Origin of the sequence: Actinophytocola sp. NPDC049390 (genome assembly GCF_044466355.1) — a bacterium.
Lineage (GTDB): Bacteria > Actinomycetota > Actinomycetes > Mycobacteriales > Pseudonocardiaceae > Actinophytocola.
This window is the reverse complement of the sequence record NZ_JBITMQ010000001.1, coordinates 1,115,067-1,128,354: the sequence shown is the minus strand read 5'-3', so window position 1 is coordinate 1,128,354 and position 13,288 is coordinate 1,115,067. Positions and strand designations below refer to the sequence as shown.

Annotated in this window: 11 protein-coding genes and 1 pseudogene; 3 read left to right on the top strand and 9 right to left on the bottom strand. The window is 71.3% G+C overall.

The features are described 5' to 3' along the window. Positions 1-120: 120 nt before the first annotated feature. Positions 121-2,697, bottom strand: coding sequence for a S8 family serine peptidase (locus ACIBVP_RS05005; protein ID WP_396104643.1), 2,577 nt, complete (start codon positions 2,695-2,697; stop codon positions 121-123). A 70-nt stretch (positions 2,698-2,767) separates the two neighbouring features. Further along, a pseudogene (locus tag ACIBVP_RS05000) lies at positions 2,768-3,184 on the bottom strand (S8 family serine peptidase); the annotation flags it as partial. A gap of 833 nt (positions 3,185-4,017) precedes the next feature. Here ACIBVP_RS05000 and ACIBVP_RS04995 point away from each other — a divergent pair. The 3 genes from ACIBVP_RS04995 to ACIBVP_RS04985 all read left to right on the top strand — a co-directional run bounded on the left by ACIBVP_RS04995 (position 4,018) and on the right by ACIBVP_RS04985 (position 8,203). Then, the gene (locus tag ACIBVP_RS04995; RefSeq protein ID WP_396104642.1) at positions 4,018-7,248 is read left to right on the top strand and encodes a S8 family serine peptidase; all 3,231 of its coding nucleotides are present in this window, start codon (positions 4,018-4,020) and stop codon (positions 7,246-7,248) included. Positions 7,249-7,364: 116 nt separating this feature from the next. Beyond that, positions 7,365-7,715: a peptidoglycan-binding protein gene (locus tag ACIBVP_RS04990; protein ID WP_396104641.1), complete on the top strand. Its 351-nt coding sequence runs from the start codon at positions 7,365-7,367 to the stop codon at positions 7,713-7,715. Then, complete coding sequence (locus ACIBVP_RS04985; protein ID WP_396104640.1) at positions 7,712-8,203, top strand: hypothetical protein; 492 nt, start codon at positions 7,712-7,714, stop codon at positions 8,201-8,203. Before ACIBVP_RS04990 ends, ACIBVP_RS04985 begins: the two co-directional genes overlap by 4 nt. Positions 8,204-8,264: 61 nt before the next feature. Here the strand turns inward: ACIBVP_RS04985 and ACIBVP_RS04980 are convergent, their stop codons facing one another. The 7 genes from ACIBVP_RS04980 to ACIBVP_RS04950 all read right to left on the bottom strand — a co-directional run bounded on the left by ACIBVP_RS04980 (position 8,265) and on the right by ACIBVP_RS04950 (position 13,279). Continuing rightward, complete coding sequence (locus ACIBVP_RS04980; RefSeq protein ID WP_396104639.1) at positions 8,265-8,924, bottom strand: lytic polysaccharide monooxygenase; 660 nt, start codon at positions 8,922-8,924, stop codon at positions 8,265-8,267. A 170-nt stretch (positions 8,925-9,094) separates the two neighbouring features. Next, positions 9,095-9,559: a MarR family winged helix-turn-helix transcriptional regulator gene (locus ACIBVP_RS04975; protein WP_396104638.1), complete on the bottom strand. Its 465-nt coding sequence runs from the start codon at positions 9,557-9,559 to the stop codon at positions 9,095-9,097. A 16-nt stretch (positions 9,560-9,575) separates the two neighbouring features. Next, entirely contained in the window at positions 9,576-10,355 is a 780-nt protein-coding gene (locus ACIBVP_RS04970) for an NADPH-dependent F420 reductase (protein ID WP_396104934.1), read from the bottom strand. After that, positions 10,271-11,299 (bottom strand): LLM class flavin-dependent oxidoreductase, encoded by a 1,029-nt coding sequence (locus ACIBVP_RS04965; RefSeq protein ID WP_396104637.1) that lies wholly within the window; start codon positions 11,297-11,299, stop codon positions 10,271-10,273. Before ACIBVP_RS04965 ends, ACIBVP_RS04970 begins: the two co-directional genes overlap by 85 nt. A 76-nt stretch (positions 11,300-11,375) precedes the next feature. Beyond that, positions 11,376-12,098: a hypothetical protein gene (locus tag ACIBVP_RS04960; RefSeq protein ID WP_396104636.1), complete on the bottom strand. Its 723-nt coding sequence runs from the start codon at positions 12,096-12,098 to the stop codon at positions 11,376-11,378. Between the two features lie 102 nt (positions 12,099-12,200). Continuing rightward, a complete protein-coding gene (locus ACIBVP_RS04955; RefSeq protein ID WP_396104635.1) occupies positions 12,201-12,563 on the bottom strand; it encodes a DNA polymerase ligase N-terminal domain-containing protein in 363 nt (120 codons plus the stop codon). Between the two features lie 38 nt (positions 12,564-12,601). Beyond that, on the bottom strand, positions 12,602-13,279 hold the full coding sequence (locus tag ACIBVP_RS04950) for a TetR/AcrR family transcriptional regulator (protein ID WP_396104634.1): 678 nt from the start codon (positions 13,277-13,279) through the stop codon (positions 12,602-12,604). Between the last annotated feature and the right edge of the window lie 9 nt (positions 13,280-13,288).

Here is a 13,288-nt window from a genome sequence, read left to right as displayed (position 1 = left end):
ACACCACCCACCCCCCCCCCACGCCCCCCCCCCAATCTTGTGGTTTTGTTTTACAACCCCCCCCCCCCCCCCCCCCCCCCCCACAACTCGGTGTGCCGGGGAACGCGACTCGCGGTGTGTTCAGCCGATCTGGTAGGCGCGGACGATCGTTTGCGTCAGCCGGTTCCCGTCCGCGTCCGAGGTGCGGGTCCGCAGCGAGGCGTAGCCGCTCTTCGGGTGACGCACGGTCACCGTCCAGTGGTCGTCGGTACGGCTGACGTCGGCCGGGCGCCACGTCGTCCCGTCGTCGTAGGAGACGTCCACCGACAGCGCGGTGATCCGCGCCGGGCCGTCCTGCCGCTCCACGTACGCGGGGAACGAGAACCGGCAGTCGCCGGGTGCCCGGTTGCGCACGTCGACCGCCGGGGCGAACCGGGTGGTCAGCATCGGCAGTGCCTTGCCGTCACCGGCCGCCGAGGAGCGGAAGACCCACTCCGCGGTGACCACCGTGGACAGTGTCCAGTCCGCGCCGGACCGTTTCGCGTCCGCAACCACGCGGTAGGACGACTCCTGGTCCGGCACCGGGTACTCGACGACGTCGGTCACCGGCGAGGTGCCGAGTTCGACGTCGTCGCGGTACACGGTCACCGAACTGGTGGCGTTGGTGAACGGGTCGGCCATGCGAGGGCGGCCCGCGGCGTCGCCGTACACCGGCAGCTTGACGCTGAGCATGCCGTCGTAGCGCCAGGACCACGGGTGTGGCTGCTCGCCGAGGTTGTTGATCGTGGTGCCACGCAGTGTCGGGCCGATGACCGCCTTGTTCCATGCGATCCTGGCAGGCGGGTGGCCCGTGGCGAGCGTCACGCTGTCGACCAGCACAGTCGGGCGCGTGGCCGCCTCCAGTTCCCACTCGGTCGGAGTGAAGTACTCCACCCGCTCCTGCTGGGCCGCTGTCCGCGCGTACAAGCCGGTGCCGACATAGCGGCCGAACAGCTTGCCGAACCCGACGAAGCCCACCAGGTTCGGCGCGTTGTCGTGGTACGCCGCACGCATCGAAGCCAGGTCGCTGGTGCTCGGCCGGTAGATCACCGGGGCGGTGACCTGCCGCTCCACGCCGTGGATCAGCTCGTAGCGCAGTTCCGTGGCCGCTCTGCTGGCGTACCTGACCGTGGTCTCGCCGCGCTTGACCAGCTCGACCAGCCGGTCCACGGTGCCGTTGCCGTCCCTGCCGTAGAAGGTCGGCACCGGCTCACCTTCGACCGGTTCGCCAGGCGGCAGCGGCGTGGCGCCCTGCTCGACGAACCGGAACATGCCCAGCTTGCCGCCCGCCTCGGCGATGTTCACGCCGCGCCGCAGCCACTCCTCCCGGCCGAGGTTCGGGTCGAACTCGACCACCACGAGCTTGCCGGTGGCGTCGATCTTCGCCAGGTCCTCCGGCGTGCCCGCCCCGCCGTAGACCGCGGTGAGCGTGGCCTCCTCGGTCGGCGGCGTGCTGAACAGCGCCTGCAGGTTGACGTCGAACGGCTGCCCGTCGTCGGCCACCATCTGCAGGTCGGGTTCGGTGGCGCGGCGGGCGTGGGCGAGCGCGTACGCGTCCGACGCCGTGCCAGGCAGGGTCGCCGCGTACATCGGCTCGAACCGGGCGTCGCCGTCGTAGATGATCGCGGTCAGGCAGCCGCAGGTCTCGACCCGGGACATCGCGTACAGCGAGTGGGTTCCGCCCCGGGCGTCGGCGTTGTCCGGCTCGGCGACGACCGGTTGGCCGATCCGGGCGTCGAACACCTGCGTGACGTCCCGGTCCAGGTTCAGCTCGGGATGACTGACCATCGTGATGGACGACTCCATGCCCGGCTCGTCCGTGACGATCGCGGCGTGCACGGCGTACCGGCCGCGGGGCAGGGTGACCGTCTCGCCCGAAAGGACGATGTACCACTTGTCGGCCTCGAGGTCGAGGATGTACGCGATCGATCGCCCGTCGGCCACGGGTTCGGCGCCGTTGCGGTCCAACAGGTTCGGTGTGAACGTGTGCCGTTGTTCCTGCTGGTACACCGAGATCGCGGTACGGGTGCGCACCGTGCCGTCGGCGTTGGCCGCGACGAGCACCCCGGAGTAGGTCCCGGTCCGGCCCTCCTGGCCGGTGACGAGCACCTCGACCGGCACGCTGCCACCGGCGGGCACGGTCACGCCGTTCTGGGCCAGGGTGACCAGGCCCGCCGGGGCGGGCTGCCCCTTCTCGTCGACGAGGTCGGCACTCAGCGCCAGGGTGACCGGCGTGTCACCGGTGTTGGTCCACGTGACCGTCCTGCGTTCCTGCGACCCGGTGTTCGGCCACGGCAGGTACGCCGACACCGAGGCGGTGGCGACGACCGGGGTCGCGGTCGCCCGCGCCAGGTCGAGCCGACCGGCGCCGACCCCGAACACACCCGCGCCCGGGATCTCCCGCGCGCTGCTGACCAGCGCCGACTTCAGCATGGGCCCGCGCCAGTCCGGGTGCTGCTGGGCGAGGATCGCGGCCGCACCGGCCACATGCGGCGCGGCCATCGAGGTGCCGTCGAGTTTCTGGTAGCCATCGCCCACCGGTTCGCCCAGCGCCGGCACGTCCGCGGGCCGGGCCGCCACGATGCCCCCGCCCGGTGCGCTGATCTCGGGCTTGGCCGCGCCGTCGCCGATCCGGGGACCGCGGCTGGAGAAGTCGCTCAGCTCGTCCTGCTTCGACACGCTGCCGACGGTGAGCGCGTCGTCCGCGGTCGCCGGGGAGGACACGGACCGGTCCACCCCCGTAGTTGCCCGCGGAGATCACGAACAGCGTCCCGTACTGGCGGCTCAGCTCGTTGACCGCCAGCGACATCGGGTCCTGGCCGTCAGTGGGCTCGCTGCCCAGGCTCATGTTGACGACCTTCGCGCCGGATTCGGCGGCCGCCCAGCGCATCCCGGCGAGCACGCCGTCGTCGGTGCCCCAGCCGCTGTCGTCGAGCACCTTGCCGACCGCGAGGGACACGTCCGGCGCGACGCCCCGGTACTGCCCGCCCGACGCGGCACCCGTCCCGGTGATGATCGACGCGACGTGGGTGCCGTGCCCGTGCCCGTCCTCGACCCCGCCGGTCCCGGTGAAGTCCTTGCTGACGGCGGTCTTGCCGGTCAGGTCGGGGTGGTCGGTGTCGATGCCGGTGTCCAGCACGGCCACCCGCACCCCGGCACCGGTCATCCCACTCTGCCAGGCGGTCGGCGCACCGACCTGCGGCACGCTCTCGTCGAGGGTGGCCCGGACCCGCTTGTTCAGCCAGACCTTCCGCACCCCGTCGGTTCCTCGGGCCCTGGCCGTGCCGGTCAGCCCGTCGTAGAACGCCTTGGTGGCGGACTTCTTCTGGTCCAGCGCGGTCAGGTTCAGCTCCGGCAGCGTCCGCCGCACCGACGCGCCCGCGGGCACGGCGGCCCGCGCCCGGGCGTCGGCGTGCTCGACCAGCAGCGGCACGGCCGAGGTGTGCGCGTCGTCGTAGCGCTGCCTGATCAACCCGGTGACGTTGAACAGCTCGCGGTCCAGCACGCCACTGGTCACCAGCCGAGCCGCGTCACCGGGCACCACGTACCGGTCGCCGTCGTGCCAGAAGTCCTGGAACGGCACCGGGTGTGTGCGTACCACGGGCTCGATCCGCAGCGGCGCCGAGGCACCGCTCCCCCACAGCTCCACCCGGTCCCCGCTGACCAGCGTCACGGACACCGGCTCACCTCGGTCGGCGCGGGCGCCCTGTTGCGCCACCGCCACCGGTTCCACGCCGGACACCACACTCGCGGCCAGCGCGACCGCGAGCGCGACGACCGCGCCGCCACGCCACAATTTTCGGCGCACCACATCTCCTCCAAGTCAGGAAATCCCTTCCCATCCTCAGAACTACGCAACGCCGTACCGCGTTTACCGCCCGCACCGAATTAGGCCATCCGGCGCAGTGCCCTGGTGCGAACCAACCGGGAGGAAACCGGGATGAAAGTGGCAGGACCACAGTGGTGCCCCGGCTTCCGACGACGGACCCGGGGAGAACCATGAGACTCGGCAGAAGACTGGTCGCGTTGGGCGCGGCAGTCGCGGTCACGGCGGGGCTCGCGCCCACCGCGGTCGCGCGGCCGCTCGCACCGGGCGCGGCGCCAGGGACCCACACGGTCACCCTGATCACCGGGGACCGCGTGACCGTCGGCGAGACCGCGTGGCGGGTCGAGCCGGGACCGGGGCGGGACGGCATGACGTTCTCCGTCGACCGCTCGGGGGAACGGCTGTCCGTGGTGCCCGCCGACGCCCTCTCGCTGCTGCGCGGCGACCGCCTCGACCGGCGGCTGTTCGACGTCACCGGCCTGATCGACGCCGGTTACGACGACGCGAACCGGGACACGCTCCCGCTGATCGTCACCTACACCGGCGCGGTGCCGCGGTCCGTTACCGCGGCGACCATCACCCGGGAACTCCGCAGCGTCAACGGTTCGGCCGTCACCGCCGACAAGGCCACCGCCACGACCGCGTGGCACGGCCTGCGCACGAGCCGGACCGGGGTCGAGAAGATATGGCTCGACGGCGTGGTGAAACCGCTGCTGGACCACAGCGTGCCGCAGATCGGCGCGCCCGCGGCGTGGGCGGCGGGCTACACCGGCGCGGGCGTGAAGGTCGCCGTGCTGGACAGCGGTGTCGACCAGACCCACCCGGACCTCGTCGGCCGGGAGGTCGCCGAGCGGAACTTCACCGACTCGGCGGACGCCGTCGACCGGTACGGCCACGGCACCCACATCGCGTCGACGATCGCCGGCAACGGCGCGACGTACCGGGGTGTGGCACCCGACGCCGCCATCCTGGACGGCAAGGTGCTCAACGACATGGGGTGGAGCAGCGACTCCTGGACCATCGCCGCCATGGAGTGGGCCGCGGAGCAGGGCGCGGCGGTCGCGAACATGAGCCTCGACGGCTTCGACGGTCGACTCCTGGAGGCCGCCGTCGAACGGCTCTCGGCCCAGTACGGCATCCTGTTCGTGTGCGCCGCGGGCAACGCGGGCGCCCCGGGCACGATCACGACGCCCGCGTCCGCGGATTCGGCGCTCGCCGTCGGCGCGGTGGACGACCAGGACGCCGTCGCGCCGTTCTCCAGCCAGGGCCCGTCGATCCACGACGGCCCGATCAAGCCCGAGATCACCGCGCCGGGCGTCGGGATCGTCGCCGCGAAGGCCGCCGAGGGCACCATCGGGACGCCGGCGGGCGACGGCTACGTCTCGTTGAACGGTTCGTCGATGGCCACGCCGCACGTCGTCGGCGCCGCCGCCGTGCTGGCCCAGCGGCGCCCGGACTGGACCGGTCAGCAGCTCAAGTCCGCGCTGATGGCGTCCGCCGCGCCCACCCCCGGCGCGTCCGCCTTCGCGCAGGGCGCGGGCCGGGTCGACGTCGCCAGGGCCGTCACCCAGGTCGTCACGACCACGCCGACGAGCGTCAACCTCGGCACGGCGGCATGGCCGCACACCGACGACCAGCCGCTCACCGCTCCGCTGACCTACCACAACGCGGGCGGCGCGGACGTCACGCTGGACCTCACCGTGAGCGGGCTTGCCCCCGACGGTGCCCCGGCACCCGACGGGATGTTCTCGCTCGACGCCACCCGGCTCACCGTGCCCGCGGGCGGGGACGCGGCCGTCACCGTCGTCGCCGACACGCGGGCGGGCGCGACCGACGGCCGGTTCACCGCGCACGTCCGCGCGACCGGCGACGGCACCGCGGTCAGCACACCGGTGGCGGTCGAACGGGAGGTCGAGAGCTACGACCTGACCGTCGACGTCCGCGCCCCTGACGGCACCCCGGCGACCGACTACACGATGCGGCTTCTGCCCGCGTCCGAGAGCATCGACTACTCCGATCTCACCCACCCGCGTTACCTGTACGACCCGGACGGCACCGTCGAGGCCCGCCTGCCCAAGGGCGCGTACTCGGTGCTGACCGCGGTGGTCGACGGAACCGGGCACCAGCACCTGCTGCCGTACCCGGCACTGACACTGGACCGGGACACCTCGTTCGTGGCGGCGGCGTCGGCGGCACGCCCGGTGCGCGTCACGCCTCCGGACCCGGCCGCCGCACCGGACGGCGCGAGTGTGGGCATCGACATGACCTACACGAACGTGCCCAGGCCCGTCACCGCGGAGTTCTACGGGGCCGACGTCGCCGACTTCTCGCTGGCGCCGGTAGGACCCGCGTTGCCCGCCGACCGGATGAGCACGCACATCGGCACCCACCTGTCGGTGCCCGGCGGAGACACGTACTTCCTCGCCTGGTTCGTGAAGGGCACCGTGCCCGCGGGCTTCACCAAGGTCGTGCGCAGGCAGGACCTCGCGAAGGTCGATGTCCACCTGCACGCGGAACGCCCCGGCCGGCCGGCTATCCGCGGCGCCGTCGCGTCCCCTGTGGACGGAGCGGCGACGTGGTCCGGTTCCTACCTGACGGAACCGCCCGCCGACCACACCGAGTACTACACGACCGACGGCGTGCGATGGCAGGGCACGCTGGAGACGCTGGACCCGGACACCGGTTTCACGGACCGGTCGCTCTTCTCACCGCTGGCGGTCTACCAGGCGGGCCGCACCTACCGGGCGCGGTTCGGTGGACCGGTGATCGGGCCGGCGTTCAACACTCCCGTCGACGGCGTGCCCGACGCGTTGCGGCAGGGCGACCTCGTCAACGTCTGGATGCACGTGTTCGGGGACGGGGCGGGCAACAGCGGCGACTCGCCGCTGTCGTCGGCGAGCACCAGGCTCTACCGGAACGGCACCCTCGTCGGCGAGGGCCAGGGCGCGGGCATCGGGGTGTGGCGCGTGCCCGCCGAGGCCGACGACTACCGGCTGGTCGTCGAAGCCGAACGGGACCCGGCGTTCGACGTGAGCACCCGGCTCGCCGTCGCGTGGACGTTCCGCTCCGGGCACGCCGACGACGTCGCGGCGCTGCCGCTGTCGGCCGTCCGCTTCAGCCCGGTCGTGTCCGCCGACAACACCGCGCCCGCCGGGACACCGTTCGTGGTGCCGGTCGCCGTGCAGGCACAGGACGGCAGCCGGTACACACCGAGCCGGCTGACGATGGACGTCTCCTACGACGAAGGGCAGACCTGGCGCAGGGCCGTGGTGGTGCACAACTCGGCGGTCGTGCTCGACCACCCGGCCACCGCGACGTCGGTGTCCCTGCGTGCGAAGGCCACCGACGGTGCGGGCAACACGGTCGAGCAGACGGTGATCCGCGCGTACAAGCTGGCGCCGTGACCGCGCCACCCGGTGCGTTCGACGACCGGCCCGCCGGCTGAGGGGCACCTCCGGGCGCCCGATGGGGCGCCCGGAGGGCCGTACCCGGCCGCGCGCGGGCCTGGCACAACTGAGGTATGGCGGAGCAACCGACGCTCAGCGCGGGCGACACCGGGGAATGGGTGACCTACCTGCAGCAGCTGCTGGAGTACCACCAGATGGGCAGCGGCTTCGAGGGCGGCACCTACTGCGCGGCCACCGAGTACGCGGTGAGCACGCTCCAGCAGCACCACGGGCTGTCCGCGACCGGTCAGTGCGACGAGGCGACCTGGGCAGCGCTGACCGGCGAGGCGGCGTCGGCCGAGCAGTCCGGGGAGCTGCCGACCGACATCGCGGTCTCCATGCAGGTGCAGGTCGCCGCGCCGGACGAGCAGATCACGCTGGACGAGCTGGACGAACTGCCGGGCAACGCCAGGAGGGTCTCATGACCGACACCGAGCAGCAGGGCGCCATCTCCGTCGAGGCCGCCGCCGAGGGCGACACCGGTGAGGGCTTCGAGGGCACGATGACCTTCGAGTTCGCCTTCGGGGACTTCCACCTGTTGCCGCGGCCGTTGTTCGGGTTGCTCAACCCGGGTGACCCGGCGTTCTCGATCTCCTACTCGACCGGCTACTCCTGGCAGGCGAAGTTCGGGTGGACGCTGCTCCAGCGGAGCTGGCCCGCGTTCGGGTCGCACCTGGAGTTCAGCCTCGAACAGGGCATCGGCGCGCAGTTCGGGCACGACTCGACCGAACACGCCTGGATCGTGGACTTCCTGCAGGGCGGGGTGAAGTACCCGGTGCGCCGCTCGAACATCTACCTGTTCGGCGAGGTCGGGTTCGGCGGTCAGTACAACCACGCCGGTGGCTGGACCGCGGGGTTCACCGGCGCGATGGGGATCGGGATCGAGCTGGAAACGGTGTTCGGCAGGCACTGACGAACCGGCGGATTCCGAGGAAGTGCGCTCGGGCACTTCCTCGGAATACCGGAGGGAATTGTCAGCCGAAGTTCACGTCACTGCACCACATGTACGTCTGGTCGAGGTGTGATGCCTGCCAGATCGTGAACACGATGTGGCGTCCGGTGTAGCCGGACGTCTGGACGTTGAACGAGATGTTCTGGGCAGGCGCGTACCTGCCGGTCTGCATGATGAAATCGAGGTTGCCCCAGCCGAGGCGCTGTGTTGTCGGGTCGAAGCCGTTCTTGCTGACATAGACCCGGAAGAAGTCAGCTCCGTGACTGGCCTGGTCGTACAGCTGCATCGTGAAGTTGTCGCTGAGGTTGGTGGTCTTCCACTGGCCCGGGTTGTTCAGGGAGTTGTTGCGGGCGAGACCGTTGCTGCACAACTGCCCGTCGGGCGTCGAACCCTGGAAGTTGCCACCAAGCCCGTCCCGCAGCGCGCTCATCCAGTTCCACATGGTGTCCGGGTTGGCCTGGTAAGCCTGCCAGCACATGGGATCCTCTTGCTGCATGGCAGGGTTCATGTGGTCGCTGCCCCATGCCTGCCAGCAGTGATAAGCGCGGGTCTTGGGATTGACGATGGTGCCGTGGGCCGATGCCGTCGGGGTCCAGATGAACACACTGGCGAGCGCGGCGATGACCAGTACCAGCAGAGCGCGCCGCGGCGCCGTCGGCCTGGAGGTCGTGCGCATACGCATGGATGAGGCCTCCATCTCCGTTGATGGGAATCGTGATCGGATTGGGAGCGCTCCCAGCAATCACCAAGAGTATCGGCTCATGACTCGAAGTTCAACGGAACGTGGAGAATTCGGGTGGACGATTCACGCGCTCCGAAAGTTTCAGCCGCGCGATTTCCCACAATGCCCGGTCACGACGGTTCGTCGTCGAGGCGCGCCAGGATGCGACCGTAGATCCGCTCCAGCGTGGCGAGGTCCTCGGGGCCGACGACGTCGATGACCAGCCGCCGGACGGTGGCGACGTGCCGGGGTGCCGCGGCCGCGATGGCCTCCCGGCCCGCCGCGGTGATCGTCACGAAGACCCCGCGGCCGTCCTCCGCGCACTCCTCCCGCGCCACCAGGCCGCGCTTGGCCATTCGCGCGATCTGGTGCGACAGCCGGCTCTGCTCCCAGTCGATGGCCTTCGCCAGGTCCTGCGGGCGCAACCGCCCCTCCGGCACGTCGGTCAGCGCCACCAGGATCTCGTAGTCGGGCCCGGACAGCCCGGACCGCGACTGCAGGTCACGGCTCAACGTCGCGATGAGCTTCTGGTGCAGGCGGATGAAGGCGCGCCAGGCCTGGTGCTCGGCCGGGCTGAGCCACTGGGTCTCGTCCATCGGCAGCGACCCTACGTCAGCCGGCCCGCGGTCCGGCGTCGGCGCGGGCGCGGGCGATCAGCCGTCCGCGCTCGGTGCCGGGGAACCGGTCGAGCCGCGCACGGACCTCGTCGGCGGGCACGTCCGCGCCGAACAGCTCGGTGCCCGGCTCGAACCGCGCGCCCTCGGCGAGCGGGCCCGCGACGACCGGGTCGAAACCGAGCCGGTCGACCATCGCGGCCACCGCGGCGACGTCGGCGTGGTCGTCACCGGCGATCGCCACGGCGACCCGGCCCGCCGCGCCGGAAGGCCGGGCCTTGTCCTCGATGTCGTGGTATCCCACGTGGTTGAACGCCTTCACCACGCGGGCACCGGACAGGAACGCCTGCACGGTCTCGCTCGTCGTGGTCCTCGGGTCGGTGAGGTCGTCACGGCGGCCGTCGACCTCCCACCAGTAGTTCATGGCGTCGACGACGAGCTTGCCGCGCACCGCGTCGGACGGGATGGTGCGGTACTTCCCCAGCGGCAGGGCCAGGATCACCAGGTCGGCCCGCGCGGCGGCGTCGGCGGCGGTGGTGGCCACCGCGCCGGGCGTGAGCACCTCGACGGTCAGTGCGATCTTCTCGGGGTCACCGGAACCCGCGACGAGCACCCGGTATCCCGCGGCCAGAGCGAGCCGCGCCAGCACGGTGCCCATCTTGCCCGCGCCGAGAACGCCGATGGTCTCGTCCATCAGGCGAGGAGGTCCCGGACCATGGGGATCACCTTGCCGCCGTACAGTTCGACGGCCCGCAGCCGCGCCCCGGCGGGCTGCGATCCCACGGAGTAGATGAGGTCGAACCGGCCGACCCCGAGCGCGCTGACCGCACCGGCGATCCGGCGGGCGACGGTCTCCGGCGATCCGATGTAGAGCGACCCGTGCTCGATGTCGTTCTCGAACTCCTCGCGGCTGACCGGCGGCCAGCCCCGTGTGGCACCGATCCGGTCGCGCATCACCCTGTACCGCGGCCAGAACACCTCCTTCGCCTCCTCGTCGGTGTCGGCGACGAACCCCGGCGAGTGCATGCCGACCGGGTGGGCCGTGGTACCGAACTTCTCGGCGGCCTTGCGGTACAGCTCGACGTAGGAGGCGAACCGCTGCGGCGGCCCGCCGATGATCGCCAGCATCAGCGGCAGGCCGTACCGCGCCGTGCGGACCACCGACTGGGGCGAGCCGCCCACGCCCACCCAGGTGGACAGCCGCCCCGACTCGGTCTTCGGGAACACGTCCGCGTCGACGAGCGGCGGCCGCATCGTGCCGCTCCACGTCACCGGCTTCTCGTCGAGCAGCGCCGCGAACAGGTCGAGCTTCTCCTCGAACAACGTGTTGTAGTCGGCGAGGTCGTAGCCGAACAGCGGGAACGACTCGGTGAACGAACCGCGGCCGAGGATGACCTCGGCGCGGCCGTTCGACAACGCGTCCACCGTGGCGAAGCGCTGGAACACACGCACCGGGTCGTCCGAGCTCAACACGGTGACCCCCGAGGCGAGCCGGATCCGCGAGGTGCGCGTCGCGATCCCGGCGAGCACCGTCTCCGGCGAGGAGATCGAGTACTCCGGCCGGTGGTGCTCGCCGAGGGCGATCACGTCCACACCCAGCTCGTCGGCCAGCACCGCCTCGTCGACGACCTGGCGGATCGCGGCCGCGTGCGACAGCAGGGCCCCGGAGTCGCCCTCCGGCACGTCACCGAAGGTGTCGATACCGAACTCCAGATCGGACATGACGAGGCTCCTCCCGCGAGGTACATGATACGTCAAGTATCTCGCCGCGGGAGCACATGTCAAACGCGGGGTGCCGTCAGGACGCTGCGATGGCCTGGACGATCAGTTCGTTGCGCGCGTCCTGTCCCAGGGGCACGGTGGTGTGGACGCCGTCGCGCAGGTACCCGGTGAGCCGGGACGGCTTCGCGGCGAGGAACTCCGCCCACCTGATGATCCGCAGGTTCGGGTGACGCTTCTGCGCGTCGGCCAGCTGGAGGTTGATCCAGGCGCTGTTGCGCTGGTCGGCCAGCTGGACGGCCGCGGTCTGGCTGGTCCTCGCGACCTGCGTGTTGACCCAGAACACGGTCCGGGTCGGCCCGACGATGCTCATCGTCCGGTCGACCTGCGCGGCGAACACCGGCGGCGTGAAGATGTCGTTCGACCCGGTCGCCATCAGGATCCGGCGCGGCAGGCCGTAGCTCTGGGCCCACGAGGCCAGCGCGTCGACCGCGGGCGCCGTCGGCCTGCCCGACCAGTTGTGCACGGCGATCTGGTCCCCGGTGCGGTCCAGAAGCCGCTGCGCCAGCGAGTAGCCGTCCTGGACGGAGATGCTGTCGCCGAACATGAACAGCCCGTCGTTGGCGAGGACCGGCCGGATCTGGGTGAGCGTGGAGATCGCCTTGGACAGGTCCTCCCACGGGCCCAGCGCGCCGGAACCGTAGCCGTCGGCGGCCGCCTCACCGGCCGTCAGGAACGACGTGCCGACGACGACCGCACTCGCCGCGCCCGCCGTGAGCAGCCGTCTCCGCGAGGTTTTCATGTGTTTCCCCGTTCTTCCCCGTGGTCGATCCTCGGATGCCGGGGACGCTACCGACGACGGGCACAGCCCCCGCACAACACGCGGTGCCGGGCGACGACCTGATCACGTGCGGGATCGCTGTTGGTCGTTGGTGCGGCGCAGTAGCCAGTCGGTGCCGGTGTCGATGAGGACGTAGCGCACGTCGTCGCGGCGGCCGTGCAGGGTGAAGACGAACCGGCGCGGGGTGCGGTCGTGTTCCTCCCACCAGCCGATGTCGGCGATGGACTTGTGCTCGTCCTCGTACTCGAGGTGGTCGAGGTCGTGGTCGGGCACGGCGATCGCCAGCCGGTTCTCCCCCGGCTTGCCCGGCAGTCCACGTGGGACCGCCCACGAGCGCAGAACGCCGTTCTCCTCCAGCCGCAGGTCGAAGTGCGGCCGCGGCTTGCGGTGGTCGTGCAGCACGAACGCGGGTCTTTCCAGGTTCACGATGCCGCCAGCCTATAGTGCCGGTCGCCGCGGTCGGGTCAGAGCAGGTCCTGCGCCTCCGCGCGCAGCGCCGACAGCGACTGCCGCACGGCGGCGGTGTCCGGCAGCACCGCCAGCAGCAGCGGGCTACCCGCGGCCGGGTCGGTGGACAACGTCCCGCGGATCCACTCCATGCCGTCCTTCAGCTCGGCGAACGCGTCCGTCGTCCCGTCGCTGCGGGCGAAGTTACCCAGCGCCGACCGGTGCATCGCGTCGATGAGGGCCGCGAGGGCCATCGGCAGGAACGGGGGGCCGTCCGCGGGCAGGTGGTCACGCAGGTAGGCCCTCGTCATCGCCACGTACCGCTCGTGTTCGAGGACCTCCCGCCTGCGCAGCTCCGGCACCAGCCTGGTCAGCCGGTAGCGGCGGAGGACCAGCTCGGGGCGGCTCAGGAAGTCGAGCAGCACCGCCTCGGTGGCCGCGATGACGATGTCCACCGGGGTGCGGACGCCGGTCGGGGCGACCAGGTGGCGGGACAGCAGTTCGAGGCGGGCGGAGTGGTCGGGGAACGCCAGCTCGTCCTTGCCGTCGAAGTGGCGGAACACCGTCCGGCGGGACACGCGGGACGCGTCGGCCACCGCCTCCACGGTGACGCTTTCGTAGCCCTGCTCCAGGAACAACGCCATCGCCGTTTCCGCGATGCGGTACTTCGTCTCCAACGCGCGGTCGACCGCCACCGACTCCCC

Bases quoted from the DNA above. Each gene is read 5' to 3' on its own strand.
- ACIBVP_RS04985 (WP_396104640.1), top strand. From the start codon at position 7,712: ATGACCGACACCGAGCAGCAGGGCGCCATCTCCGTCGAGGCCGCCGCC.
- ACIBVP_RS04980 (WP_396104639.1), bottom strand. From the start codon at position 8,924: ATGCGTATGCGCACGACCTCCAGGCCGACGGCGCCGCGGCGCGCTCTG.
- ACIBVP_RS04990 (WP_396104641.1), top strand. From the start codon at position 7,365: ATGGCGGAGCAACCGACGCTCAGCGCGGGCGACACCGGGGAATGGGTG.
- ACIBVP_RS04960 (WP_396104636.1), bottom strand. From the start codon at position 12,098: ATGAAAACCTCGCGGAGACGGCTGCTCACGGCGGGCGCGGCGAGTGCG.
- ACIBVP_RS04995 (WP_396104642.1), top strand. From the start codon at position 4,018: ATGAGACTCGGCAGAAGACTGGTCGCGTTGGGCGCGGCAGTCGCGGTC.
- ACIBVP_RS04975 (WP_396104638.1), bottom strand. From the start codon at position 9,559: ATGGACGAGACCCAGTGGCTCAGCCCGGCCGAGCACCAGGCCTGGCGC.
- ACIBVP_RS04965 (WP_396104637.1), bottom strand. From the start codon at position 11,299: ATGTCCGATCTGGAGTTCGGTATCGACACCTTCGGTGACGTGCCGGAG.